Below are 23268 nucleotides of genomic sequence, written 5' to 3'. Positions count from 1 at the left end.
CCTCTTGCCATGAAAAAAACCGGCAGTCCACCCAGCAGACACCAATCATTGCTGGCAGTGAACCCCGATAAATGATAGAAAAGCACAAAACTCAAGGAGAAGCACCATGCATACCCCAACCCTGGCCCGCTTGGCTTTGACCAGCCTGCTTGCTGGCTTTACCGCTCCCCTTCTGGCTGACGCCGGACAAATCACCGGCACCTGGCAGTGTCAGCAGCAGCTGAGCCCCGATCCCCAGGTTGAGGTGGAGGTTCGCTATGAACAGCAGTTTACGCCCAATCGCAATTTCAATATTGATGGCAACTTGAGTGCAGACTTTGCAGACAACACCCTGGCTTACACCTTTCGGGGTAACGGCACCTGGTCAGTGACGGAACGGTTTCTGGATATTGAAACCGCCGACAGTGAATTTTTGCCCGATAACCCTACCGCCCTGCAGATGCATGAGGCAGGCATTCTCACTGCGGATCAGTTCAACAATGTGCAAAGCAGTGACCGCTTTGAAATCATCAAACTGGACCGGCAGCAGATGCACCTGAAACATTCCAAAGAGGATTTTGTGACTCAGTGCACCCGCCGCTAAGCACCCTGGCTTTTTTGCCACTCCAGAAAGCTGTCGATCAAATAGCGGGAAATTGCGGTTTTGGGTGGCAGTTCAGGTAACTGGTCGAAGGGGAACCACTGCGCATCTTCGATTTCCTCTTCTTCCAGTTGAAGATCTCCCCCCTGGTACTCGGCCCAATAGCCGAACATCAGGGAATGCGGGAAAGGCCAGGCCTGACTGCCCAGGTAGCGCAGATTGCCGACCTCAACGCCCACCTCTTCTTTCACTTCCCGGTGCAAGGCCTGCTCGGCGGACTCGCCGGTTTCAATAAAGCCTGCCAGAGTGGAGTAGACACCCGGTGCAAAACGTGGACTGCGTGCCAGTAAAAGAGCATCTTCACGCCATACCAGAGTGATGATGCAGGGCGCGACCCTCGGGTAATGGCGCAAGTGGCAGCGCGGACATTCCCGGGCATATTCATCCTTTCTGGGGCGAGTCCGGGCACCACAACGCCCGCAAAAACGGTGTTGCTCCTCCCAGGCGGCCAGCCCTGCTGCCGTCGCCAGCAAGTCAAAATCTTCTGGGGTACTTTGCAGCAACCAGGATCTCAAACCCGGCCAGTCTTCCTGTTTCGCCTCCCCGCGCTGCGCCAGGCGCACCAGCAGCAGGCGCTCCTTCCAGCGCCCCATTACCACCAGGCGGGCATGACGCTCGGGATTGTAAAAACCGGGTTCCAGCCAGGCTGGTAAATTAGCAGCCATCTCAGGTGCTGGTTTGATGCGCCCGGAACCACAATGAATGATGGCAATGGGTTCGCCAGGCTGGGGCTGAAAAGGCCCGCGTTGGAAATCAACCAGGGGCTGCTGTTGCGGGAATTCAGCCTGAAGCGGGTGCCACATCAGTTATTCTGCTCCATCCAGAGGCACTGACCGGAAGCCTGCTGCAGAGCCTGAAGCTTGGCATCATGGGCAGCCAGCTCCTGTGCCGTGGGTTGTATGACTTTTAAAGCGGGTCGCTGGGCATCCAGGCGACGCATCTGGGTTGATGAATGGGCAGAATCACTGTCCAGTTCATCCGACTCCCCACCCAGAAGCAGTGCGGTTTGCCCACCGGTCATGTTCAGATAGACATCGGCCAGGATTTCCGAATCCAGCAAGGCTCCGTGCAGGGTACGCCCGGTGTTATCCACTTCATAGCGTTTGCAGAGAGCATCCAGGCTGTTGCGCTGCCCTGGGTGACGACGCCGCGCAAAAGCCAGGGTATCAAACACACTGCAGTAATCCGCCATACCACCGTAACGCTGCTCACCCAGGGTCTGGTTGAGCCTTTCCAGCTCGGCATCCAGAAAACCCACGTCAAAGGGGGCGTTGTGGATCAGCAGCTCACTGCCTTGCACATAGCGGAGAAAGTCATCAACCACCTGGGCAAACAGGGGCTTGTCCTTGAGCATCTCCCAGGTGTAGCCATGCACCCTGGCCGCTTCTTCATCGACCTCCCTTTCCGGGTTCAGGTACACATGAAAATTATTGCCGGTGAATTTGCGGCCGACCATTTCCACGCAACCGATTTCAATAATGCGATGGCCTTCCTTGGGGCCAATACCGGTTGTTTCAGTATCCAGAACGATTTGACGCATTTTTCAGGAACCTCAAGTTAATACTTTTACTCAGGAGCCTCTAATTAACGATAGTTAATCTGAGGTTTCCTGGGTCATTTCCGGGTCAGTGACACCTCTATTAGCCAGCTCATCCGCTTTTTCATTGCCCGGATCACCAGCATGGCCTTTCACCCAACGCCAGTCAATTTCATGCCTGGCGGCCTGCTCATCCAGGCGCATCCAAAGGTCTTTGTTTTTAACCGCACTGCCTCCGGCGGTTTTCCAGTTTTTGCGCTTCCAGTTGGGCAGCCATTGGGTGATGCCCTGACGCAGATACTGGGAGTCGGTATGCAGCTCGACCTTGCAGGAGCGCTTCAGGGCTTCCAGGGCCTTGATGGCGGCCAGAAGCTCCATGCGATTATTGGTGGTTGGATTCTCTCCACCCCAGAGGCTTTTTTCCTGGCTGCCGTAGCATAGCCAGGCTCCCCAGCCACCCGGGCCGGGATTGCCCTTGCAGGCACCATCGGTATAAATGACGACTTGCTGCTGTTTTTCTGACATAACACTGGATTACCGGTTCTTTAGACTGTTACGGGTGGGGGAGCTTACCGGCTGAACCGGCAACCAGCCAGTTTTTTTCCAGGCCGGCTGGGGTCGTAAAGGGCTGCCGATGCGTTTTTTAATGCGCAATACATAAACGCCAGCCAGGGGCCAGCCTTTCTTGTCCAAACGTTGATCCAGGCTGCGCATTTTCTGCTGGAATCCGGGTCGGTTGCAGGGCGGTCGATGAAAAAGCTGGTGGTCTACTTCTTTTTTCAGATCCAGAAACTCCAGCCAATCAGCCAGCTTGGCCTGACTGATCAGGTCCGCTTTTTTCAGTGCACGTAGCGGTTCAGCCTGCATAAACCCAGGTAAAAGTCGTGCCAGACCCCAGAGACTGACAGGGTTAAACCCCAGAATGACCAGTTCGCCCTTGGCCAGGGTGACGCGGGCGGCTTCTTTCAACAGGGCATGGGGGCTGGAAAAGAGTTCCAGGGAATGCTGCAGGATCACCAGATCCATGGAATCATCGGGCAGTGGCAGAGCTGCCGGATCTGCAATCAGGCAGGATTCCTTTTCTGCCAGTTGCAGGGCAGGCCGCCATTCCAGGGTGTGGCGTATACCACTGGTTTCCAGGAAAGAAGCTGCAGGACAGCTGCCAATCACCAGCAGATGATAACCCCGTTCATTTTCCAAAAAGGGTTTCAACAAGGCGGTCTCCACGGCCAGAACCTCCTGTCCCAGAGTCGAGGACCAGAAAGTCTGCCAGGTTTTCCAGACATGCAGGTTTACTTGTGTCTGCTGGTTTTGCACACTCATAGCTTCTACCCTAAAGTGTAAAGTTAAGTAGACCTTAAAATAAAGGACAAAAACATGCTTGATGTTATCCCACTTCCAGCCTTTAACGACAATTATATCTGGTTGCTGCGCCTCAGAGGTGACCAACGTTGCTGGGTGGTTGATCCCGGTGAAGCCGCGCCTGTACAGCGCTACCTGCAAACCCATGACCTCAAGCTGGAAGGGATACTCTTGACCCACCACCATGCTGATCATACAGGTGGTGTTGCTGATCTGGCGAAACCCGGAGTGACCATCATCGGATCACTGCAGGATGTGTATCGCCTGCCGCCTCTGAACCTTCAGGTCACCGCCGGGGATCGTTTCCAGGTTCTCGGCAACACGGTTCAGGTAATGGAAGTCCCCGGCCACACCCTGGGACACATTGCTTTTTATTTTCCCGAGCAGGAACCACCCCTGCTGCTCTGCGGCGATACCCTGTTTGCAGCAGGCTGTGGGCGCTTGTTTGAGGGAACGCCTGAACAGATGCATGCCTCTCTGCAGAGTCTGGCACAACTGCCTGATTCCACCCAGGTTTTTGCAGCCCATGAATACACCCTCAAAAACCTGGAGTTTGCCCGGCAGGTTGAACCCGACAATGCCCGCCTGAAGGCCCGACAAGAAAGCTGCCAGGCGTTGCGAGCCGACCAGCAACCCACTTTGCCTTCCAGTCTAGAGCTGGAAAAGGCCACCAACCCCTTTTTAAGGGTCACTCAGCCCAGTGTTATGGCAGCAGCACAAAAGTACTCCAGCAACCCAGACCTGCAGGAACCCACCGAGGTCTTTGCAATCATCAGACAATGGAAAGATTCGGCCTAGTTAACTTTTGTTCACCAGTGTTTACTTGTCGAGGGGAGCTGCCGCGCATAGAATGGCAGCCATCCTTCAATCCAACACACTGCTGATATCCATCTTACAACTATGCCCATTCAATTTAAGCCTTTACTATCGCCACTGGCTCAGGTGTTCACTGCAAAAATCCGCCCTCTGGTACTCATAACCGCTCTGGGCCTTGCCACCAGCGGCTGTCAAAGCCTGCTGCACAATCCGGAAGCGGAAGCAGCACGTCTGGCAAAACTGGAACTGGCTGCCGAAAATGAACGCCTTTCCCGTGGATCGGTTGCCTGGACCCAACTCCAGTCCGGGCAGCAACTGGCCAGCTACCGTTTCCACAATGACCATCAGGGTCTGTCCAGCCTGCTTGCCATCAACAGTCAGCAGGACTGGCGTCACTGGCAGGAAGCCAGCCTTCCGGAATACGATCTCTGGGATCGTCTGCGGGAAAATTTTGCCATGGACATCAGCAGCGAAGACCCGCGAGTGCAAGCGCAACTGAGATGGTATCGTCGGCACCCAGGTTACATGGATCGGGTCACCGCCCGGGCCAGCCGTTACATGTTTCATGTCATCAGCGAAATTGAAAAACGCGGACTTCCCGGTGAGCTGGCTTTGCTGCCCATCGTGGAAAGTGCCTATGATCCTTTTGCCTATTCCCACGGTCGCGCTTCGGGCATGTGGCAATTCATCCCCGGCACAGCCCGCTACTTTGGCCTGGAAAACAACTGGTGGTACGACGGTCGCCGTGACGTTATCGCTTCAACCGATGCCGCCCTGACTTATCTGGAAAGACTCCACAAGCGTTTTGGTGACTGGCACCTGGCTCTGGCCGCCTATAATGCTGGTGGCGGCAACGTTAACCGTGCTCTGCGCCACAACAGGAATTCCGGTGGCAGCGGCAACTTCTGGGAACTCTACACCCTGCCCCTCGAAACCCGCACCTATGTGCCGAAAATGGTGGCCCTCTCACAACTGATTGCCGATCCGCAGGGGCATGGCATTGCCCTGAATTCGATCAGTAACGAGCCTTACTTTGCAGCCGTGGATATACAGGGCCAGCTGGATCTGGCCAAGGCGGCTGAACTGGCTGAAATCAGCATGGATGAACTCTATCAGTTGAATCCCGGATACAGCCAATGGGCCACCAGCCCGGAAGGGCCTCACCGCCTTCTGGTTCCCTACTCCAGCGCCAAGGTGCTGCAAGACAACCTCAATGACCTGCCGCCACAAAAACGCATGAGCTGGCAGCGTTACCAGGTCAAATCGGGTGACAGCCTGCTGACCATCTCCAAGCGTTTCAGCACCACACCCAGCATGATTCGCGATGCCAACCAACTGCGCGGGGACATTATCCGGGCAGGCAGTGAACTGCTGATCCCCATTCCCAGCAAGGATGCCGGTGCCTATGCACTGAGTGAAAACCAGCGTCTGCAGAAACGCCAGAATGTAAGCCGCAAGGGTGAAAGGGTTGAGCACATTGTGCGCTCGGGCGACAGCTTCTGGAAGCTTGCCCGGGACCACAGTGTTTCGGTACGCGAACTGGCCAGTTGGAACAACATGGCTCCCGGTGACCCCCTCCGGGCAGGTCAGCATCTGGTGATCTGGTCGCGTTCGGATAATGCCCGCAGCCTGGCCAACAATTCCTCTCGCAACGTCATCCGGCGGGTCACTTACCGGGTACGCAATGGTGACAACCTGGCCCGAATTGCCAACCGGTTCAAGGTCTCCGTGAGCGACATCAGTCGCTGGAACAACATCAATCCCAACAACTACCTGCAACCAGGGCAAAACCTGAAACTGCATATTGATGTCACACGCAACTAGTTAAGGAGCTGTCATGCGGGCTGTATTACTTGTTACCGGCCTTCTGGCTTTTGCGGTCTTTGCGGAGGCCTCCCAGCCTGAATGTGTGCATGCCCTGACACTGCATGGTGAACCCAAGTACTCCAAAGACATGCAGCATCTGGACTATGTCAATCCTGATGCACCCAAGGGCGGTCGCCTGCGTCAGGCCGCTCTGGGTACTTTCGACAGCTTCAACCCCTTCATCATTCGCGGCAATCCTGCCAGTGGCCTGAGCAACATTTATGACAGCCTGACCTATCACACTGCCGATGAACCCTTTACCGAATACGGTCTTCTGGCCCGCTGCATGAAGCTGGACCCGGAACGCCGCTGGATTGAGTTTCACCTGCGCAAAGAAGCTCGCTTCCACGATGGTACCCCGATCACGGCTGAAGATGTGGCTTTCACCTTTGATATCCTGCGCTCGGAAGGTCGACCTTTTTACCGGGCCTATTACGCTGGCATAGAGGACATTCAAGTCCTGGACAAGCATCGGGTGCGCTTTGAACTGGCCGCAGGCAAGAATCGTGAGCTGCCCCTGATCATCGGCCAGATTCCCATACTGCCCCGTCATGACTGGGAAGACCGGGATTTCAGCCAGCCCCGCCAGGATCAGCCGCTGGGCAGTGGTCCTTACCGGATTGCAGAAGTGGATTCCGGTCGGCGAATTGTTTATGAACGTGTGGAGGATTACTGGGGTCAGGATCTGGCGCTCAATCAGGGTCGTCACAATTTCAATCAATTGGTACTGGATTATTACCGGGATGCTACGGTGGCTCTGGAAGCCTTCAAGGCAGGGCGTCTGGATTTTCGCCTGGAAAACATTGCCCGCAACTGGGCCGAGGGCTACTCCGGCCCGGCGCTTTCCAGCGGAGAAATCAGCCTGGAAAGTATCCCCCATCAGAACTCTTCCGGCATGCAGGGTTTTTTCTTCAATACCCGCAAGGAGATTTTTCAGGATCTTCGCGTCCGCAAGGCTCTGACGCTGCTGTTTGATTTTGAATGGACCAATCAGCAACTTTTCCACGGTGCCTACCAGCGCACCCGCAGCTATTACAGCAACTCGGAACTGGCTTCCAGTGACCTGCCCGAAGGTCAGGAGCTACAGATTCTGGAAAAATTCCGGGATCAGTTGCCCGAGCGGATTTTCAAGGAGGAATTCACCCTTCCGGTTACCGATGGCAGCGGCAATATCCGCCGCCAGATGCGCGAGGCCTTAAGCCTTTTGCAGGAAGCGGGCTGGAGCATGAAGGAAGGGCGAATGGTCAACGCCCAGGGACAAGCGCTGCATTTTGAAATGCTCCTCAATGACTCTTCTTTTGAACGTATTGTTCTGCCCTGGCGGAAAAACCTGGAACGTCTGGGTATCGGTATGGATGTTCGGGTGGTGGACACCAGCCAGTATCTCAACCGGGTGCGCAGCTTTGATTTCGACATGACTGTCTCCACGCTCGGCCAGAGCCATTCTCCGGGCAATGAACAACGCGAATATTTTCATTCCGACTTTGCCAATGCCAGTGATGGCCGCAATCTGTCCGGTATTGAAGATCCGGTGGTCGACTCCCTGGTGGAGCGATTGATTGCAGCCAGGGACAGGGACACCCTGGTGGCGACTACGCGTGCCCTGGATCGGGTTCTTCTTCACGGCTACTATGTCATTCCCCACTGGCATCTGAATGAGTACCGGGTGGCCAGGCGTAGTGAAATCCGGATTCCTGAGGTGCGCCCACCCTATGGCTTGCCCCAGGACACCTGGTGGTTTGAGGAAGACTAACCCCCTATGCTGCCCTATCTGTTCCGAAGGCTGCTGCTGATTCCCCCCACCTTGCTGGGGATACTGCTGCTGAATTTTGTCATTATTCAGGCTGCACCGGGTGGCCCGATTGAACAGGTCATGGCCCAGATGGGTGGCCTGGATAGCATGAGCAGTACCCGCATGGACTCCTCTGCCGCCAGTGAAGTGGCCAACAACAGCGATGATTCCGGCTACCGGGGTTCCCAGGGGATTGATGCCCAGTTCATTGCTGAACTTGAACAGCAGTTTGGTTTTGATCGCCCGGTGCATGAGCGTTTCTTTCTGATGGTCGGCAATTATCTGCGTTTTGATCTGGGCGATAGCTTCTTTCGCAGCCAGAGTGTGGGTGAGCTGATTCTCGACAAGATGCCGGTTTCTATTTCCCTGGGGCTCTGGTCTACCCTGCTGATTTATCTGATTTCCATTCCCCTGGGGATTCGCAAGGCCCTGCATCATGGCAGCCGTTTTGATGTCTGGACTTCTTCGGTGGTAATTGTCGGCTATGCCATTCCCGGCTTTTTATTTGCCATTTTGCTGATCGTACTCTTTGCCGGGGGCAGCTATCTGGACTGGTTTCCTCTACGCGGCCTGACGTCCGATAATTTTGAGGATCTCAGTTGGTACGCCAAGATTCTGGATTATTTCTGGCACCTAACCCTGCCCGTGCTGGCGATGACCATTTCCGGCTTTGCCACCCTGACCCTTTTGACCAAAAACTCGTTTCTGGATGAAATCCACAAGCAATATGTACTGACCGCAAGGGCCAAGGGTGTTAATGATCGTCAAGTGCTTTACGGCCATGTCTTTCGCAATGCCATGCTGATTATTATTGCCGGGATGCCCGCCGCTCTGGTGAGCATCTTTTTCACCGGCTCGCTCTTGATTGAGGTGATTTTTTCTCTGGATGGTCTGGGCCTGCTGGGCTTTGAAGCCGTTGTGCAAAGGGATTACCCGGTGGTCTTTGGCACCCTGTATCTGTTCACCCTGATTGGACTGGTGCTGAAGCTGATCAGTGATTTGACCTATATGCTGATTGATCCAAGAATCGACTTTTCTTCACGGGAGCAGTGATCCGGATGGCGTTTGTTTTCTTCAGGCTCTCACCTTTGAATCAATACCGCTGGCAATTATTCCGGGCCAACCGCCGGGCCTGGTGGTCTCTGTGGATTTTTCTGGCGGTTTTTGCGGTCAGCCTGGCCGCCGAGCTGGTTGCCAACAGCAAGCCTCTGGTGGTCAGTTATCAAAGTGAACTCTATTTCCCACTCCTGGAAGACTACCCGGAAACCACCTTTGGTGGCGATCTGCCCATTGATGCTGATTACCGTGATCCCTATCTGGCCGAGCTGGTTAACGAAGAAGGCTGGATGCTCTGGCCGTTGATTCCTTTTGCCGCCTCGACCATCAATTATGACCTGACTTCACCGGCCCCCACCCCGCCTTCGCGCGAGAACTGGCTGGGCACGGACGATCAGGGTCGCGATGTGCTGGCACGGGTGATTTACAGTCTTCGGTTGTCAATTCTCTTTGCCCTGATACTGACACTGGGCAGCAGTATTGTTGGTGTCCTGGTCGGTGCTCTGCAGGGCTATTACGGCGGACGCCTGGATCTCTGGGGCCAGCGCTTTATTGAAATCTGGACGGGGCTGCCCACCCTCTTTGTTCTGATCATTCTTTCCAGCATCATCAATCCCGGTTTCTGGTGGCTCTTGTTGATCCTGCTGCTGTTCAGCTGGACAGCGCTGGTGGATCTGGTTCGTGCTGAGTGCCTGAGGGCACGCAATCTGGAATATGTCCGGGCTGCACGCGCTCTGGGCCTGCCCAACCGCCTGATTATTTTCCGCCATGTATTGCCCAATGCTCTGGTCGCCACCCTGACCTTTCTGCCTTTTTTGTTCACCGGGGCCATCACCACCCTGACTGCTCTGGATTTTCTGGGCTTTGGCATGCCACCGGGCACACCTTCCCTGGGTGAACTGGTGGCTCAGGGCAAAAGCAACCTGCAATCCCCCTGGTTGGGCATCACGGCCTTCATGACTCTGGCCATTCTTTTGACCCTGCTGGTGTTTATTGGTGAAGGGGTGCGCGATGCCTTTGATCCGCGCAAAACCCTGGCCCCACAGGAGAGCAAAGCATGAGCCTGCCGCTTTTGAACATTGACAGTCTCAGTGTGCGCTTTGCCGACAATCCTCCGGCTCTCAAGCAGGTCAGCCTGACCCTGAGTCGTGGCGAAACCCTGGCCCTGGTGGGGGAAAGTGGTTCCGGGAAATCGGTCACGGCCCTGGCCGCTCTCGGCCTTTTGCCTGACAATGCCGAAGTGACCGGCAGTATTCAGCTTGCTGATGTCAGTGGTGCAGGCAGCAGCGAAATCGTCGGACAAGCTGACAAAAAACTGCGGCGTTTGCGTGGAAAGCGCCTGGCAATGATTTTCCAGGAGCCCATGACCTCTCTGAACCCTCTGCATCGGGTGCATAAACAAATCAGTGAAAGCCTGCGCCTGCATCAGGGTCTGACCGGCCAGGCGGCCTATCAGCGCTCTCTTGAGTTGCTGGAGGCGGTACGCCTGCCTGACCCGGAGCGTTTGGCCCAGGCCTGGCCCCACCAGCTTTCCGGCGGTCAGCGCCAGCGGGTGATGATTGCCATGGCCCTGGCCAATGACCCGGATATTCTGCTGGCTGATGAGCCCACCACGGCTTTGGATGTCACCGTACAGAAACAGATTCTGGATCTGTTGCGTGATCTTCAGCAATCCAGAGGCATGGCTGTCGTCCTGATTACCCATGATTTAAATCTGGTACGCCAATACAGTGACCGGGTGGCGGTGATGCATCAGGGGCAACTGGTGGAAACCCAGGCAACGCCAGAACTCTTTGCCAACCCCCAGGAAGCCTACACCCGCCACCTGCTGGGCAGTGAACCCAGTGGTCAGGCCTATCCGGTTCCTGAAACCAGCTCGCGTTTACTGGAAGCCAAAAACCTGCGCATCGAATTTCCACGCCCGCGAACCAGCCTTTTGCCCTGGAAAAAGCCTTCTTCTTTTGTGGCTGTGGAAGATCAGTCATTGGAGCTGCGCGAAGGTGAAACCCTGGGTATCGTCGGGGAAAGTGGTTCGGGCAAAACCACTCTGGCTTTGGGTTTGCTGCGTCTGCAAAGCTGTTCTCAAGGCAGCATCCAACTGCAAGGCACCCGGTTGGAAAACCTGAACCAGAAAGCCCTGCTGCCCTGGCGGCGTAAAATGCAGGTGGTTTTTCAGGACCCCTATGGCAGCCTGAGCCCGCGTATGAGTGTCGCAGCCATCGTGGCCGAAGGCCTGAAACTGCATCAACCCGGATTGAGTGCTGCAGCCGTGGATCAGGAGGTCTGCACCGTCCTGCAGGAGGTCGGGCTGGAAACCAGCGCCCGGCATCGCTACCCGCATGAATTTTCCGGGGGTCAGCGCCAGCGGATTGCCATAGCCCGCGCCCTGATACTGCGCCCGCGCCTGCTGGTGTTGGATGAACCCACTTCGGCTCTGGATCGCAGCGTTCAGACCCAGGTCATTGAGCTGTTGCGTGAACTGCAACGCAAACACCAACTGGCCTATCTTTTTATCAGCCATGACCTGCGTGTGGTGCGTGCGCTCAGTCACCGCATTCTGGTGATGAAAGACGGTCAACAGATCGAACTGGCGGAAACCGAGAAGCTCTTCACCCAGCCGCAAACCGAATACACCCGTCAGCTTCTGGAAGCCGCGGGCTGTTAGTCTTCGGCCAACTTGAAGCCACTGACTGATTCAGTCAGTTGATCCGCCTGCTCTTCCAGGGACTCAGCGGCCGCTGCAGCCTCCTCAACCAGGGCTGCGTTCTGTTGGGTCACCTCATCCATCTGGGTCACCGCCTGGTTGACCTGCTCAATGCCCAGGCGCTGTTCTTCCGAGGCTTCAGCAATCTCTCCCATCAGCTGACTCACCTTGCGGATGGATTCCACCACCTCCTGAATCACCTGCCCTGTTCCCATCACCAACTGACTGCTGCGTTGAACGATTTCGGCATCGCGTTTGATCAGTTGCTGGATTTCTCTGGCCGCGGTGGATGAACGCTGGGCCAGACTGCGCACTTCACTGGCCACCACAGCAAACCCCTGGCCGTGTCGACCGGCTCTGGCCGCTTCCACGGCAGCATTCAAGGCCAGAATATTGGTCTGGAAAGCAATGCCATCAATCACCGAGATAATGCTGGTGATCTGCTCGGAGCTTTGCGTCAGCTCCTTCATGGTGATCACCGCCTCATCCACCTGGTGATAGCCCTCATCAGCCTTGTCACTGGCCACCTTGGCCAGATCCCGTCCTTCCACTGCCTGCTCGGTGTTATGCACCACGGTTGATGTCAGTTCCTCCATGCTGGAGGCGGTTTCTTCCAGGCTGGAAGCCTGCTCTTCGGTGCGCTGAGAAAGATCGGAGTTGCCTGCGGCTATTTCACTGGCCGCCGTGTGGATGGCCAGGACGGACTGCCTGATCGCAGCCACCCGCTTCGAGAGTTGCTGCTGCATGCGGTTCATGGCGGCCATCAGGCTGTGGTTATCCCCTTGATGAACCCGGACCTTCTGATCCAGTCGATCTTCGGCTATGGCTCGGGCCAGAGAACTGGCATCCTGAGGTTCTCCACCCAACTGGGCAAGCAATTGCCGTATCAGACGGCCTGCCAGTATCAAGGTGGCCAGCACGACGAGCAAAGCCAGACCTGTGTAAACCAGCATCTCCCAGCGTGCCTGGGTGCGCAGGCCCGCAGCGGATGTCTGCAAGTCCTGCGATAAACGGGCTTCCACCTCCTGCAAGCGATTGATTCGCTCTGTTGAAAGAGCAAACCATTCCTGGGCATCCCGGTTGAGTTCATTGGCCTGCAGGTTTTCCACTGCATACTTCTTGATTTCAGTCACCTGCTCGACCGCCTCGCCTGAAACCCTTTCCTCGAAAAAATCCTTCTGTGCAGGACGGGCGTAGAAGTGAAAGTTTTCCAGAAAAGCCTTTTGTTCAGCGGCATTGGACAGATAGCGAACCAGCAATTCACTGGAAAAGTGCCCCAGACTGAAGGTGTTGGTCAGCAAGGCTCTTTCGATACCAGCTCTTTCCTTACCCTGCAGCAGGTTACTGTAGGCATTGGCCTGGCGGGCAATACGACGATCATCACTCAGCGCAGGGAGAAGACCGGGCACATCCAGTAGCTGGCTGATGGATCGGGTGTAAAAGCTGATGGCTTCCGGCCCGGGCACCTGCTGATTGCTAATACGGCGGCGCAGTTGATCCAGCCCCTGCAAACCCTCTCTGGCCTGGTTAACCAGCCGACGCATTTCTTCATCCAGGCCCTCCAGGGAGGTTTGATCCAGGTAAAGAAGCAGGGCTTCACGGCGTTGATCACTGGCCTCGCGCTGGGCGGGTAATTCGGAGGCAAAGTTGCGCCCGTCACTGCCCAGATAACCGGCGCTCATGCCTCGTTCAATCTGCATTTCATGGGCTAAAGAGCCCATCAATACCGAAAGCTCTACGCCTTCTTCCAGCTGCAGCATATTTCCGGCCATCTCGGCCCGCTGATTGAACCCCAGCAAGGAGAAAATCACCAGAAACAGGGTGGGTAGACCGGTCATTAGAATCAGCTTGCTGCGGATTCCCATGCGTTTGGATAGCTGCATGCTTAATATCCTTAATTTTATTGTTGCTTTAAGTGTTTGGGTGGAGTCTAGATAGCGCCCCAATAGAGTGCAAATTTCAACCCGGAAAACTTTGCTCTAAGACTGGCCTCTTTGCTGCACTGGCGTTAAGCTAGCCGCTTTGATTCCAGGATTCCCACAGGGACGCTTATGCAATCTTCACCCAGGCACCAGGTACCCAATAATCAGAGCCATGCGGATCGGCGTCAGGAATACTCTCCCTTTCGCCAGGTTTTTGAATGGCTGGCCCCGATCATCAAGCTTCTGGGTATGCTGCTGCTGTTACTGGGCAGTTTCCAGTTGGCTCCGGTGATTCTGCTGTCTCTGGAAGGGCAGCCTGAAGACACCGAAATCTTCTTTTATTCCATGCTCTTCACCCTGGTGTCCGGGGGAGCCATGGTGGTACTGGGTTCCCTGGTGCCCTTCAATCTACGGGGACGCCAGATTTTTCTGCTGACCTCCCTGGGCTGGATCGTCCTGAGCTTCTTTTCCTCGATTCCTTTGTACTTTGGTACCACCCAGCTCTCCGTGGCCGATGCCATGTTTGAGTCCGTCTCCGGGCTGACCACCACCGGTTCCACGGTTCTTTCCGGGCTGGACACCATGTCCCACGGCATTCTCCTCTGGCGCGCCATACTGCAGTGGCTGGGGGGGATCGGGATCATCGTTCTGGGCATGGCCATCCTGCCCTTCCTGCAGGTCGGTGGGATGCGCCTTTTCCAGTCTGAATCCTCCGACTGGTCGGAAAAAGCCATGCCCCGCTCAGGCACCATTGCCAAGGCCATCGGCAAGGTTTATTTGGGTCTCACCCTGGCCTGTATTCTCAGTTACTGGCTGGCGGGCATGAATGGCTTTGATGCCCTGGTGCATGGTTTGACCACCTCGGCCACTGGCGGCTTTGCCAACTACGATGCCTCCATGGGGCATTTCGCCAAGACGCCCTGGATTTTGTGGATCAGTATTTTGTTCATGTTTTTGGGGGCTCTACCCTTTGTGCTCTATGTGCACCTGATCCAGGGGCGGCCTCTACCCCTATTCAGGGACAGTCAGGTGCATGCCTTATCCAAGATTTTGCTGACGGCCATTCTTTTGCTCAGTCTTTATCTGATCACCCAGCGTGAATGGCCCTGGTTTGAGGCCCTGACCCATGCAGCCTTCAATATTGTTTCGGTGGTTACCACCACGGGTTATGCCTCCAGTGACTACAATGGCTGGGGCACCTTTGCGGTGATTTTCTTTTTGTATCTGATGTTTGTCGGGGGGTGTTCCGGTTCCACCAGCGGGGGGTTCAAGGTGTTTCGTCACCAGCTCTCGATCATGCTGATGCGCAACCAGATGCTGGCTCTTCTCCACCCGCGCGGGGTTTTTTCCCAGAGTTACAATGGCCGCCACGTCCCGGATGATGTCATTCGCTCCATGGTGGCCTTTGCCTTCTTTTTCTTTGCCACCATTGCCGCCCTGGCTCTGGCTCTGTCTTTTATGGGGCTGGATTTCATCACCAGTTTTACCGCTGCCGTCACTGCTGTGGCCAATGTCGGCCCCGGACTGGGTGTGACGGTTGGCCCTGCGGGTAACTTTTCCAGCCTGCCGGATCTGGGCAAATGGCTGCTGGCTCTGGGCATGATTCTGGGTCGCCTGGAAATCGTGACCTTCATGATTCTCTTTACCCGTGCATTCTGGCGTTCCTGATCCCGGCCACTCGAAGGAGTTTTAGTTATGAAAATCATTATTCTTGGTGCAGGACAGGTCGGTGGCACCCTGGCTGAAAATCTGGCCGGTGAGGAAAACGATATCACCATCGTTGATGCCAATGCCGACCGCCTGCGTGATCTGCAGAACAAACTGGATATTCGCATTATTCAGGGCAAGGCTTCCTACCCGGCGGTTCTGCGCCAGGCCGGTTGCGAGGATGCCGACATGATCATTGCGGTGACCAATTCCGATGAAGTCAACATGGTCGCCTGTCAGGTCGCCCACGCTTTATTCAACACGCCCAGCAAGATTGCCAGGGTACGCTCTGCTGCCTACCTGTCACGCAAGGGTCTGTTCCGCACCGAACGGGGTTTTGATATTGATGTGCTGATCAGCCCCGAACAGGTGGTCACCAATCATATTCGTCGCCTGATTGAATACCCCGGCGCACTTCAGGTCCTGGACTTTGCCGGGGGCCTGGTGCAGCTGGTGGCCGTCAAGGCACACCGGGGTGGCCCTCTAGTCGGTCAGCAACTCTCCGCCCTACGCCAGCATATTCCCAATGTGGATACCCGGGTTGCGGCTATTTATCGCCAGAACCAGGCATTATTGCCCAAGGGCAGCACGGTGATTGAGGAAGAGGACGAAGTCTTTTTCATAGCCGCGCGCAAGGATATCCGCACGGTCATGAGTGAAATGCGCAAGGTGGATCACAGCTATAAGCGCATTGTCATTGCCGGGGGTGGCAATATCGGTGAACGTCTGGCGGAAAGCCTGGAGAAAGAGTATCAGGTCAAGCTGATTGAGTACTCCCAGGCCCGCTGTGTGGAGCTGGCGGAAAAACTCGAACGCACGGTGGTATTGAATGGCACGGCAACCGACAAAACCCTGCTGCAAGAAGAAAGCATCGATCACGTGGATATCTTCTGCGCTGTCACCAATGACGATGAAGTCAACATCATGTCGTCGATGCTGGCCAAACGCATGGGTGCTGGCAAGGTCATGACCCTGATCAACAATGCCGCCTATGTGGATCTGGTACAGGGCGGTGAAGTGGATATTGCTTTCTCACCCCAGTTGGCGACCATCGGCAGTCTCCTCACCCATGTGCGCCGAGGTCAGGTGAAGAATGTGCATTCGCTGAGGCGCGGCGCGGCTGAAGCCATCGAAGCCGTAGCCATCGGGGATGAAAAAAGCTCCAAGATTGTTGGCAAATCCCTGGAACAGATCAACCTGCCTGAAGGGGTAACCATAGGGGCGCTGGTGCGCGGCAAGGAAGTTCTGATTGCCCATGGCGATCTGGTTATCCAGTCAGAAGACCAGGTCATCCTTTTCCTGGTCGACAAACGCAAAATCCGTGAAGTGGAACAGCTTTTTGCGGTGGGTATCACCTTTATCTGACAGTCAGGTTCAGGAACCCAGGAACAACCAGCCCTGGTAGCCGACAAAGCACAAGAGCAGACCGGCCCCTTCCAGGCGGTTGATCCTTTCCTGACCCTGACGACCCAGAGAAACCAGCAGCAAAAGGACAGTCAGCCCCAGCATCACCGGCAGGTCGCGCCAGAGTAATTCGGAGCCCAGCTGGCTGCCACTGGCCAGCAAAGCAGGCATGGGCAGCACCGCCAACAGATTGAAGACGTTGGAACCGATGATATTGCCCAGCACCAGTTCCGATTGCCCCTTGCGGGCTGCTGCCAGGCTGGCTGCCAGTTCCGGCAAGCTGGTGCCAACCGCAACCAGGGTCAGGCCCACCACCATTTCACTGACACCCCAGGACAAAGCCAGTTCTACCGCCCCCCAGACCAGCAGACGCGAACTGACAATCAAAAGTACCAGCCCCACCAGCAACCAGAAGAGCGCACGGGCTGTGGACATGGGCTGCAGAGTGCTTTCCACTTCTTCCAGCAGGGCATCACTCTGGCCCTGGCGGGTTAGCCAGTAGCTGTAACCGATAAAGGCCAGCAGGCCAACTACCAGCAACACCCCTTTCCACCAGTCCAACTGCTGGTTCAGCAACAACAGGGCCGCGCCCAGAGTCACCACCAACAGCAGAGGGATTTCCTTGCGCACCAGGCCGGTGGCCACTGGAATGGGAGCAATCAGGGCGGTCAGGCCCAGAATCAGGGCAATATTGGCAATGTTGGAACCCAAAGCATTCCCCACCGCCAGATCAGGACTGCCATCCAGGGAAGCCTGAATGGCAACCAGCATTTCCGGTGCCGAGGTACCAAACCCCATCAGCAGCATACCGATGACCAGAACCGGAACGCCCAGTTTTTCTGCAGTCACCGAGGCACCTATGACAAAGCGATCCGCACTCCAGACCAGAAGTATCAGACCCGCAACAACCGCCAGCCATTGTAATAACACGCTTGCTTCACTCCCTACTCAAATAAAAAGCCATTGTAACCGAGTATGAGTCCTTGGTCGCCTTTCCAGAATCCCTGCAAGCCACTAGACTGAAATAAAATACAAACTTCAGGAGAGATCGCATGGCCAAGGTTCTGGTGGTTGATGATGAACCCAATATTGTTCTGTCGCTGGAGTTCCTGATGCAGCAGGCCGGTTTTGAGGTCAAGACAGCCGAAGAGGGTGAAACGGCCCTGGAGCTGGTGGCTTCCTTTCAACCCGACCTGCTGCTCCTGGATATCAGTCTGCCGGGAATCAGCGGCTTTGAAGTTCTGGAAACCCTGCGTGAGCAGGATAAATTCAAGCGTTTGCCCATCATCATGCTGACAGCCCATGGGCGCGAAGTTGAAAAAGAAAAAGGGCTGGCTCTGGGAGCGGATGACTATGTCACCAAACCCTTCTCCACCCGTCAGTTGGTGGACAAGGTAACCGCCCTGATCCAGGAAAAGGATAACAATAACTAGGGAGCCTGAAGCATGCCGCATCGTCAGAAACTCTTGGGACTCTGGATGCTGCTGACCGGCAGTAGTATTTTTCTGGGCCTGCTCAGTGGCCTCTGGCTGGAAAGTCAGCTGCAGCCGGAAGGTTTTGCACGCCTGTTGCTCTGGTTTTTCTGCCTGTCGGCGGGCCTGCTACTGATTCTGATCGGACTCCCATTGGAAGTGCAACTATTCCGCCCCCTACGACATCTGCAGGTGCAACTGGCACGTCTGGCGGGCAACCCTGATGCCCAGAATGACTTTCCTCCGGAAGGCTGGCTGACAGTGCTGCAGCCCGATCTGGAACGCCTGCGTCAGGGTTGGCGAAATGATCGTGCCCTGCTGGGAGAAGCCAAGATCCAGGGGGCCAAGGATGCCGCCCGAATCCGTCAGGAGCTGGAAGCACTGCTGCAGGTGCTGAAAGTTCCCCTCTTGCTTTGTGACCGCCACCAGCGGCTGCTGCTCTTCAACCCGGCAGCCGAACAGCTATTCGCCAAGAATCCTGCCCTGGGTCTGGGCCGCAGGCTGGAGGAGCTTCTGCCTGCTCCCAGCCTGAGCGATGCCCTTCACCAGCTCCCCAAGGACGGCAGTCCGCGTCAACTTCTGCTGCCTCACGAGGATCGCTGGTTTTTGTGTGATCTGCGCCAGGTACTGGCCAGCCAGGGTGAGGCCCTGGTCACTCTGGAAGATGCCACTGAGCGTCAACAAACCGATCAGCGCTGGCGAAAACCCCTGGGCAGTCTGCTGCCAGCCTTACGTGGGCATGCCGCCAACCTGGCCACCGCCGGAGAAGTGCTCAGCAGTGGCAACACCGGCCCGGAACTCAACAACCGCCTGCAAACAGCCATGCATCAGGACAGCCAGGCTCTCAGCGGCCTGATCAGTGAACTGGCCCAACTGCTGGAAAACCTGCATCTGGAACAGGGGCAACTTTCGGACACCTGGTCCAATGATCTCTGGCAGGCCCTTCTTCCCAGCCTGGATCAACAACTGCAACTGACCCCCATCGGTATCCCCGTCTGGTTGCGAGCCGACAGCCCCAGCCTGCTGGCACTGCTGCAACGTTTACTCACCCAACTGCAGGAGGCCACCGGACAAACGAGTTTTGAAAGTGAAATCCAGCTGGGCAACAACCGTGTTTATCTGGATCTGATCTGGAAGGGCGAGCCCCTGAGCCTCAGCCTGCTGCAGGAATGGCAGGAAATGACGCTGGCCGATGAAGACATGTCACCCCGTATGGGCGACATTTTACGTCGTCATTCCAGTGACTGGTGGAGTCTGCAGGATGCAGATGGGGTTTATGCCCGCCTGCGCATTCCCCTGCCAGCGGCCAAACGCGTCTACCCCCCACCCCCGGCCATAGAGTCACGCCCCGAGTTTCATGACTTCAGTATTGCTGATCTGCCTGCACCCACGGATGAACTGGGGCAACTGCGGTTCAACCAGCTGGAAATGGTGGTTTTTGATACAGAAACCACCGGACTGGAGCTGCGCAAGGGCGACAAGGTGATCAGCATCGGTGCCTGTCGCCTGCTTAAAGGTCGCCTGCTGGCCCAGGAGGTTTTCGACCAGAAGGTCAATCCCAATCGTCCCATCCCGCCTGCCAGCACCCGGATACACGGCCTGACGGATGCCGACGTTGAGAAATCTCCCCCCTTGAAGGTGGTGCTGCCGCGTTTTCGGGAGTTTGTCGGCAATGGCATTCTGGTGGCTCACAACGCCGCCTTTGATCTGCTGGCCATCAATCTGGAGGCCGAAGAACTGGATATTGAATTCAACATGCCGGTACTCGACACCCTGTTGTTGTCCAGGGGGCTGGACAAGAATCTGGAAGGTCACGGCCTGGATGATCTGGCCGAGCGCTTCAAGCTGACCTTTCCTCCGGGAACCCGTCACACCGCTCTGGGCGATGCCAGGGTAACGGCGGAACTGCTGCTGGCCTTGCTGCCACGCCTGGAAGCGCGTGGCATCCACACGCTCAAGGATGCCCTGGAGCTGCAGAAAGCCCAGGTGGAAGCATCATGAAAAAGCCGGTCAACCAGGCACGCCTGATCGGGCTGACACTGCTTGCTGGCCTGCTGTTCACACCTCCGCTCCTGCTGCTGTTTGACCGACCTTCAGCTTCCGGGATTTCCTGGCTGCCGGTTTATGTTTTTGCAGTCTGGCTGGGGGTGATTGGTCTGGCTGCCTGGCTGTTGGAGGGAAGCAAGGATGAGTGACTGGATCACCCTGGCTGTTGCTTTCAGCTATCTGGCCATCCTGTTTCTGATTGCAGCCTGGGGTGACCGGCGGGCTGAAACGGGACGTTCGGTCATCAATTCACCGCTCGTCTATACCCTTTCCATTGCCGTCTACTGCACGGCCTGGACTTTTTACGGCAGTGTCGGGCGGGCCACCGATTCTGGACCCAGTTTCCTGCTGATTTACCTGGGGCCGACTCTGGCCATGCTCCTGGGTTGGGTGATGATCCGCAAGATGGTTCGTATTGCCCGCGCCCAGCGAATCACCTCCATTGCCGACTTTATCAGTGCCCGCTATGGCAAAAGCGGGCAGTTGGCGGCCCTGGTCACCCTGATCGCAGTGGTGGCCATCATGCCTTACATCGCTTTACAGCTGAAAGCCATTACCATCAGCCATGCGGTACTGACCGAGTACCCCTATTCCGGCTCGGATGTGGCCAACAAGAGCTTCTGGATGGACAAGTCCTTCTGGGTTGCTCTGGTATTGGGCGTTTTCACGATTCTGTTTGGCACCCGCCATCTGGATGCCAGTGAGCGCCACGAGGGCATGGTGGCTGCCATTGCCTTTGAATCCATCATCAAGCTGGTGGCTTTTCTGACCCTGGGATTCTTTGTGGTCTTCTGGCTCTACAACGGCCCTGTTGATCTTCTCAGCCAGGCAGCAGAACATCCAGACCTGATCAACAGCATGGGATTGGATGCCGTGCCTGGAGGTGCTGTGGGCTGGGTGGGCACTCTGGTGCTGGCCACCCTGGCCTTTATCACCTTGCCCCGCCAGTTTCAGGTACTGGTCGTGGAAAATGTTGATGAAGCCCACCTCAAACGCGCCAGCTGGATGTTTCCCCTGTATCTGATAGCCATCAACCTGTTTGTCATACCCATTGCCTTTGCCGGGGTGCTGCTGGGTGGCGCCGCCCAGGAGCCGGACAGCTTTGTGCTCACTCTGCCTTTGTCGGCCGGTCTGGAAACCCTGCCTCTGATAGTCTTTATCGGCGGTCTGGCGGCAGCCACCGGCATGGTCATTGTAGAAACCATTGCCCTGTCCACCATGATCAGCAACCATCTGGTGATGCCGGTATTATTACGCTGGAAGTGGTTGCATCTGGACCCCACCCGCAACCTGAGTGGCTGGCTACTGGGTATTCGCCGTATCGCCATTTTGCTGATCCTGCTGCTGGGCTACCTTTACCATGCCCTGATCGGTGAATCCTACAGTTTGGTGACCATCGGTCTGGTCTCCTTTGCAGCAGCAGCCCAGTTTGCCCCCTCCCTGCTGCTGGGGCTTTACTGGCGGGGAGCCAATAGCCGTGGGGCTACTCTGGGCCTGATCGGGGGCTTTCTGGTCTGGGCCCACACCCTTTTGATTCCCGGCTTTGCCCAGTCCGGCTGGCTGTCCATGACTCTGATCGAGGCAGGCCCCTGGGGTATTGAATGGCTTAAACCCTATGCCCTGTTTGGCCTGGAAGGCTGGGACATCTACACCCATGCCATCTTTTGGAGCCTTTTGGTTAATGTTGGTTTGCTCGTGGGGATTTCCCTGTTTTCCCGCCAGAACAGCCTGGAGCAGACCCAGGCGGCGCTTTTCACCGAAGGCCTGAGACCGGACGTCATGCAAACCCCGCTTTGGCTCGGACAAACCACACGGGGCGAACTCTACCAGCTGCTCAACCGCTATCTGGGTCAGGCCAGTACCCAGCGGGTATTCAGGAAATTTGGTGATACCCAGAATCCCACGGCCGATAATGAACAAATCGCCCCTCCCGACCTGATCAGTCAGGCCGAACAGGCCCTGACCGGGGCTCTGGGCAGTGCTTCAGCCAGGGTTCTGATCAACTCGGTGGTGCGCGGCGAAGCCCTGGATCTGGAGGCGGTGCTCAGTATTTTGGATACCACCAGCCAGACACTGGAGTACAACAAGCGTCTGGAACAGAAATCAGCAGAACTGGTTCGTATCGGCGAAGAGTTGCGCAGCGCCAACGAACGTCTTCGCGAACTGGATCGCCTCAAGGATGAGTTTGTGGCCATGGTCAGCCATGAGCTGCGCACGCCCCTGACCTCCATCAGAGCCTTTGCGGAGATCCTGCGTGACAGCCCAACCGTGGAACCTGAGAAGCAGGCCCACTTTTTAGGAGTGATCGTCAAGGAAAGTGAGCGGCTTTCGCGTTTGATTGAAGAAATCCTGGATCTGGCACGGCTGGAATCCGGGCGCATGCGGCTCAACCCGGAAAGGCTGGATTTCAAACAGCTCACACAGGATTCAGCGGATGCCATCACCCAGCTTTATCAGGAGCGCCAGGTCAACCTGGAAGTGGATCTGCCCGAAACTCAGGCCTGGGTGGTGGCCGACCCGGATCGCCTGCAGCAGGTGGTGATCAACCTCCTGGATAATGCCCGCAAATTTGCCGACAGCAATAACCCCCAGGTCAAACTGAAACTCCAGACCTGGAAAAAACACTGGCGTCTTTCGGTTGAAGACAATGGGCCGGGAATTGCCGAGGAGGAAAGGGAAAAGGTGTTTGAAAAATTCCACCAGATCCAGCAACAACACGGTCAGAGCCATGACAAGAGCCGGCCCAAGGGCAGTGGCCTGGGGCTTCCCATCAGCCGGGGCATTATTGCCCATCTGGGGGGTCGCCTCTGGGTGGAAGGCCCTCAGGAACTCACGGGTGCCCGACTGATCATTGAGCTGCCCAAAGCACCGGAGGAAGAATCCTCCGAAGCGCCTGCAACCAGTCAAAACTGACCCTCTGGTTGCCGGTTGTTTTTACTGGTAT

General features: G+C 56.2%; 19 protein-coding genes. 13 read left to right on the top strand and 6 right to left on the bottom strand.

Annotation, left to right across the window (positions count from 1 at the left end; all coding sequences use genetic code 11):
• The first annotated feature begins 106 nt into the window (after nucleotides 1-106).
• Nucleotides 107-583 carry a hypothetical protein gene (locus LG323_RS02165; RefSeq protein ID WP_404418639.1) on the top strand — a complete coding sequence of 159 codons (477 nt, stop codon included), beginning with the start codon at nucleotides 107-109 and terminating at the stop codon, nucleotides 581-583.
• On the opposite strand, the gene nudC is transcribed toward LG323_RS02165, so the two are convergent.
• From nudC to LG323_RS02145, 4 genes are read right to left on the bottom strand one after another with little or no spacing between them, the layout of a single operon-like run.
• Nucleotides 580-1443, bottom strand: coding sequence for an NAD(+) diphosphatase (nudC, locus tag LG323_RS02160; protein WP_404418637.1), 864 nt, complete (start codon nucleotides 1441-1443; stop codon nucleotides 580-582). The two genes, LG323_RS02165 and nudC, sit on opposite strands and share 4 nt — an antisense overlap.
• Nucleotides 1443-2180: a DNA polymerase III subunit epsilon gene (gene dnaQ, locus LG323_RS02155; RefSeq protein WP_310696215.1), complete on the bottom strand. Its 738-nt coding sequence runs from the start codon at nucleotides 2178-2180 to the stop codon at nucleotides 1443-1445. The genes nudC and dnaQ overlap by 1 nt, the downstream gene beginning before the upstream one ends.
• Nucleotides 2181-2234: 54 nt before the next feature.
• On the bottom strand, nucleotides 2235-2702 hold the full coding sequence (rnhA, locus tag LG323_RS02150; RefSeq protein ID WP_404418635.1) for a ribonuclease HI: 468 nt from the start codon (nucleotides 2700-2702) through the stop codon (nucleotides 2235-2237).
• 9 nt (nucleotides 2703-2711) lie between these two features.
• Nucleotides 2712-3500: a class I SAM-dependent methyltransferase gene (locus LG323_RS02145; protein WP_404418633.1), complete on the bottom strand. Its 789-nt coding sequence runs from the start codon at nucleotides 3498-3500 to the stop codon at nucleotides 2712-2714.
• Nucleotides 3501-3554: 54 nt separating this feature from the next.
• On the opposite strand from LG323_RS02145, the gene gloB reads away from it, so the two are divergent.
• From gloB to LG323_RS02115, 6 genes are all read left to right on the top strand, one after another.
• Nucleotides 3555-4337, top strand: a complete 783-nt coding sequence (gene gloB, locus LG323_RS02140; protein ID WP_404418631.1) for a hydroxyacylglutathione hydrolase — start codon at nucleotides 3555-3557, stop codon at nucleotides 4335-4337.
• 102 nt (nucleotides 4338-4439) lie between these two features.
• Nucleotides 4440-6179 carry a LysM peptidoglycan-binding domain-containing protein gene (locus tag LG323_RS02135; RefSeq protein WP_404418629.1) on the top strand — a complete coding sequence of 580 codons (1740 nt, stop codon included), beginning with the start codon at nucleotides 4440-4442 and terminating at the stop codon, nucleotides 6177-6179.
• 13 nt (nucleotides 6180-6192) lie between these two features.
• Nucleotides 6193-7974, top strand: a complete 1782-nt coding sequence (locus tag LG323_RS02130; protein WP_404418627.1) for an extracellular solute-binding protein — start codon at nucleotides 6193-6195, stop codon at nucleotides 7972-7974.
• Between the two features lie 6 nt (nucleotides 7975-7980).
• Nucleotides 7981-9066, top strand: a complete 1086-nt coding sequence (locus tag LG323_RS02125; protein ID WP_404418625.1) for a microcin C ABC transporter permease YejB — start codon at nucleotides 7981-7983, stop codon at nucleotides 9064-9066.
• A 5-nt stretch (nucleotides 9067-9071) separates the two neighbouring features.
• Entirely contained in the window at nucleotides 9072-10130 is a 1059-nt protein-coding gene (locus tag LG323_RS02120) for an ABC transporter permease (protein WP_404418623.1), read from the top strand.
• Nucleotides 10127-11734, top strand: coding sequence for an ABC transporter ATP-binding protein (locus LG323_RS02115; protein ID WP_404418621.1), 1608 nt, complete (start codon nucleotides 10127-10129; stop codon nucleotides 11732-11734). Before LG323_RS02120 ends, LG323_RS02115 begins: the two co-directional genes overlap by 4 nt.
• On the opposite strand, the gene LG323_RS02110 is transcribed toward LG323_RS02115, so the two are convergent.
• Nucleotides 11731-13656 (bottom strand): nitrate- and nitrite sensing domain-containing protein, encoded by a 1926-nt coding sequence (locus LG323_RS02110; RefSeq protein ID WP_404418619.1) that lies wholly within the window; start codon nucleotides 13654-13656, stop codon nucleotides 11731-11733. The two genes, LG323_RS02115 and LG323_RS02110, sit on opposite strands and share 4 nt — an antisense overlap.
• Before the next feature lie 168 nt (nucleotides 13657-13824).
• On the opposite strand from LG323_RS02110, the gene LG323_RS02105 reads away from it, so the two are divergent.
• Together LG323_RS02105 and trkA are read left to right on the top strand one after the other, a co-directional pair.
• Complete coding sequence (locus tag LG323_RS02105) at nucleotides 13825-15363, top strand: TrkH family potassium uptake protein (RefSeq protein WP_404418617.1); 1539 nt, start codon at nucleotides 13825-13827, stop codon at nucleotides 15361-15363.
• Nucleotides 15364-15390: 27 nt separating this feature from the next.
• The gene (gene trkA / locus LG323_RS02100) at nucleotides 15391-16767 is read left to right on the top strand and encodes a Trk system potassium transporter TrkA (protein WP_404418615.1); all 1377 of its coding nucleotides are present in this window, start codon (nucleotides 15391-15393) and stop codon (nucleotides 16765-16767) included.
• Nucleotides 16768-16776: 9 nt separating this feature from the next.
• Here trkA and LG323_RS02095 read toward each other — a convergent pair whose 3' ends face one another.
• Nucleotides 16777-17736, bottom strand: coding sequence for a calcium/sodium antiporter (locus LG323_RS02095; RefSeq protein ID WP_404418613.1), 960 nt, complete (start codon nucleotides 17734-17736; stop codon nucleotides 16777-16779).
• A 122-nt stretch (nucleotides 17737-17858) separates the two neighbouring features.
• Here LG323_RS02095 and LG323_RS02090 point away from each other — a divergent pair, with 122 nt between their 5' ends.
• Genes LG323_RS02090 through LG323_RS02075 form a run of 4 tightly spaced genes read left to right on the top strand, consistent with a single transcriptional unit; the run spans nucleotide 17859 to nucleotide 23237 of the window.
• Nucleotides 17859-18239 carry a response regulator transcription factor gene (locus tag LG323_RS02090; protein WP_404418611.1) on the top strand — a complete coding sequence of 127 codons (381 nt, stop codon included), beginning with the start codon at nucleotides 17859-17861 and terminating at the stop codon, nucleotides 18237-18239.
• Nucleotides 18240-18251: 12 nt separating this feature from the next.
• Entirely contained in the window at nucleotides 18252-20279 is a 2028-nt protein-coding gene (locus tag LG323_RS02085; RefSeq protein WP_404418609.1) for an exonuclease domain-containing protein, read from the top strand.
• Nucleotides 20276-20473, top strand: coding sequence for a hypothetical protein (locus tag LG323_RS02080; RefSeq protein ID WP_310696236.1), 198 nt, complete (start codon nucleotides 20276-20278; stop codon nucleotides 20471-20473). Before LG323_RS02085 ends, LG323_RS02080 begins: the two co-directional genes overlap by 4 nt.
• Entirely contained in the window at nucleotides 20466-23237 is a 2772-nt protein-coding gene (locus LG323_RS02075; RefSeq protein ID WP_404418607.1) for an ATP-binding protein, read from the top strand. The genes LG323_RS02080 and LG323_RS02075 overlap by 8 nt, the downstream gene beginning before the upstream one ends.
• Nucleotides 23238-23268: the final 31 nt, after the last annotated feature.

The organism is Marinospirillum sp. (genome assembly GCF_044810985.1).
Taxonomy (GTDB): domain Bacteria; phylum Pseudomonadota; class Gammaproteobacteria; order Pseudomonadales; family Halomonadaceae; genus Marinospirillum.
Note: the sequence above shows the minus strand (reverse complement) of the source record. Positions and strands in the feature narration are given on the sequence as shown.

Bases quoted from the DNA above. Each gene is read 5' to 3' on its own strand.
- LG323_RS02165 (WP_404418639.1), top strand. From the start codon at position 107: ATGCATACCCCAACCCTGGCCCGCTTGGCTTTGACCAGCCTGCTTGCT.
- nudC (WP_404418637.1), bottom strand. From the start codon at position 1,443: ATGTGGCACCCGCTTCAGGCTGAATTCCCGCAACAGCAGCCCCTGGTT.
- dnaQ (WP_310696215.1), bottom strand. From the start codon at position 2,180: ATGCGTCAAATCGTTCTGGATACTGAAACAACCGGTATTGGCCCCAAG.
- rnhA (WP_404418635.1), bottom strand. From the start codon at position 2,702: ATGTCAGAAAAACAGCAGCAAGTCGTCATTTATACCGATGGTGCCTGC.
- LG323_RS02145 (WP_404418633.1), bottom strand. From the start codon at position 3,500: ATGAGTGTGCAAAACCAGCAGACACAAGTAAACCTGCATGTCTGGAAA.
- gloB (WP_404418631.1), top strand. From the start codon at position 3,555: ATGCTTGATGTTATCCCACTTCCAGCCTTTAACGACAATTATATCTGG.
- LG323_RS02135 (WP_404418629.1), top strand. From the start codon at position 4,440: ATGCCCATTCAATTTAAGCCTTTACTATCGCCACTGGCTCAGGTGTTC.
- LG323_RS02130 (WP_404418627.1), top strand. From the start codon at position 6,193: ATGCGGGCTGTATTACTTGTTACCGGCCTTCTGGCTTTTGCGGTCTTT.
- LG323_RS02125 (WP_404418625.1), top strand. From the start codon at position 7,981: ATGCTGCCCTATCTGTTCCGAAGGCTGCTGCTGATTCCCCCCACCTTG.
- LG323_RS02120 (WP_404418623.1), top strand. From the start codon at position 9,072: ATGGCGTTTGTTTTCTTCAGGCTCTCACCTTTGAATCAATACCGCTGG.
- LG323_RS02115 (WP_404418621.1), top strand. From the start codon at position 10,127: ATGAGCCTGCCGCTTTTGAACATTGACAGTCTCAGTGTGCGCTTTGCC.
- LG323_RS02110 (WP_404418619.1), bottom strand. From the start codon at position 13,656: ATGCAGCTATCCAAACGCATGGGAATCCGCAGCAAGCTGATTCTAATG.
- LG323_RS02105 (WP_404418617.1), top strand. From the start codon at position 13,825: ATGCAATCTTCACCCAGGCACCAGGTACCCAATAATCAGAGCCATGCG.
- trkA (WP_404418615.1), top strand. From the start codon at position 15,391: ATGAAAATCATTATTCTTGGTGCAGGACAGGTCGGTGGCACCCTGGCT.
- LG323_RS02090 (WP_404418611.1), top strand. From the start codon at position 17,859: ATGGCCAAGGTTCTGGTGGTTGATGATGAACCCAATATTGTTCTGTCG.
- LG323_RS02085 (WP_404418609.1), top strand. From the start codon at position 18,252: ATGCCGCATCGTCAGAAACTCTTGGGACTCTGGATGCTGCTGACCGGC.
- LG323_RS02080 (WP_310696236.1), top strand. From the start codon at position 20,276: ATGAAAAAGCCGGTCAACCAGGCACGCCTGATCGGGCTGACACTGCTT.
- LG323_RS02075 (WP_404418607.1), top strand. From the start codon at position 20,466: ATGAGTGACTGGATCACCCTGGCTGTTGCTTTCAGCTATCTGGCCATC.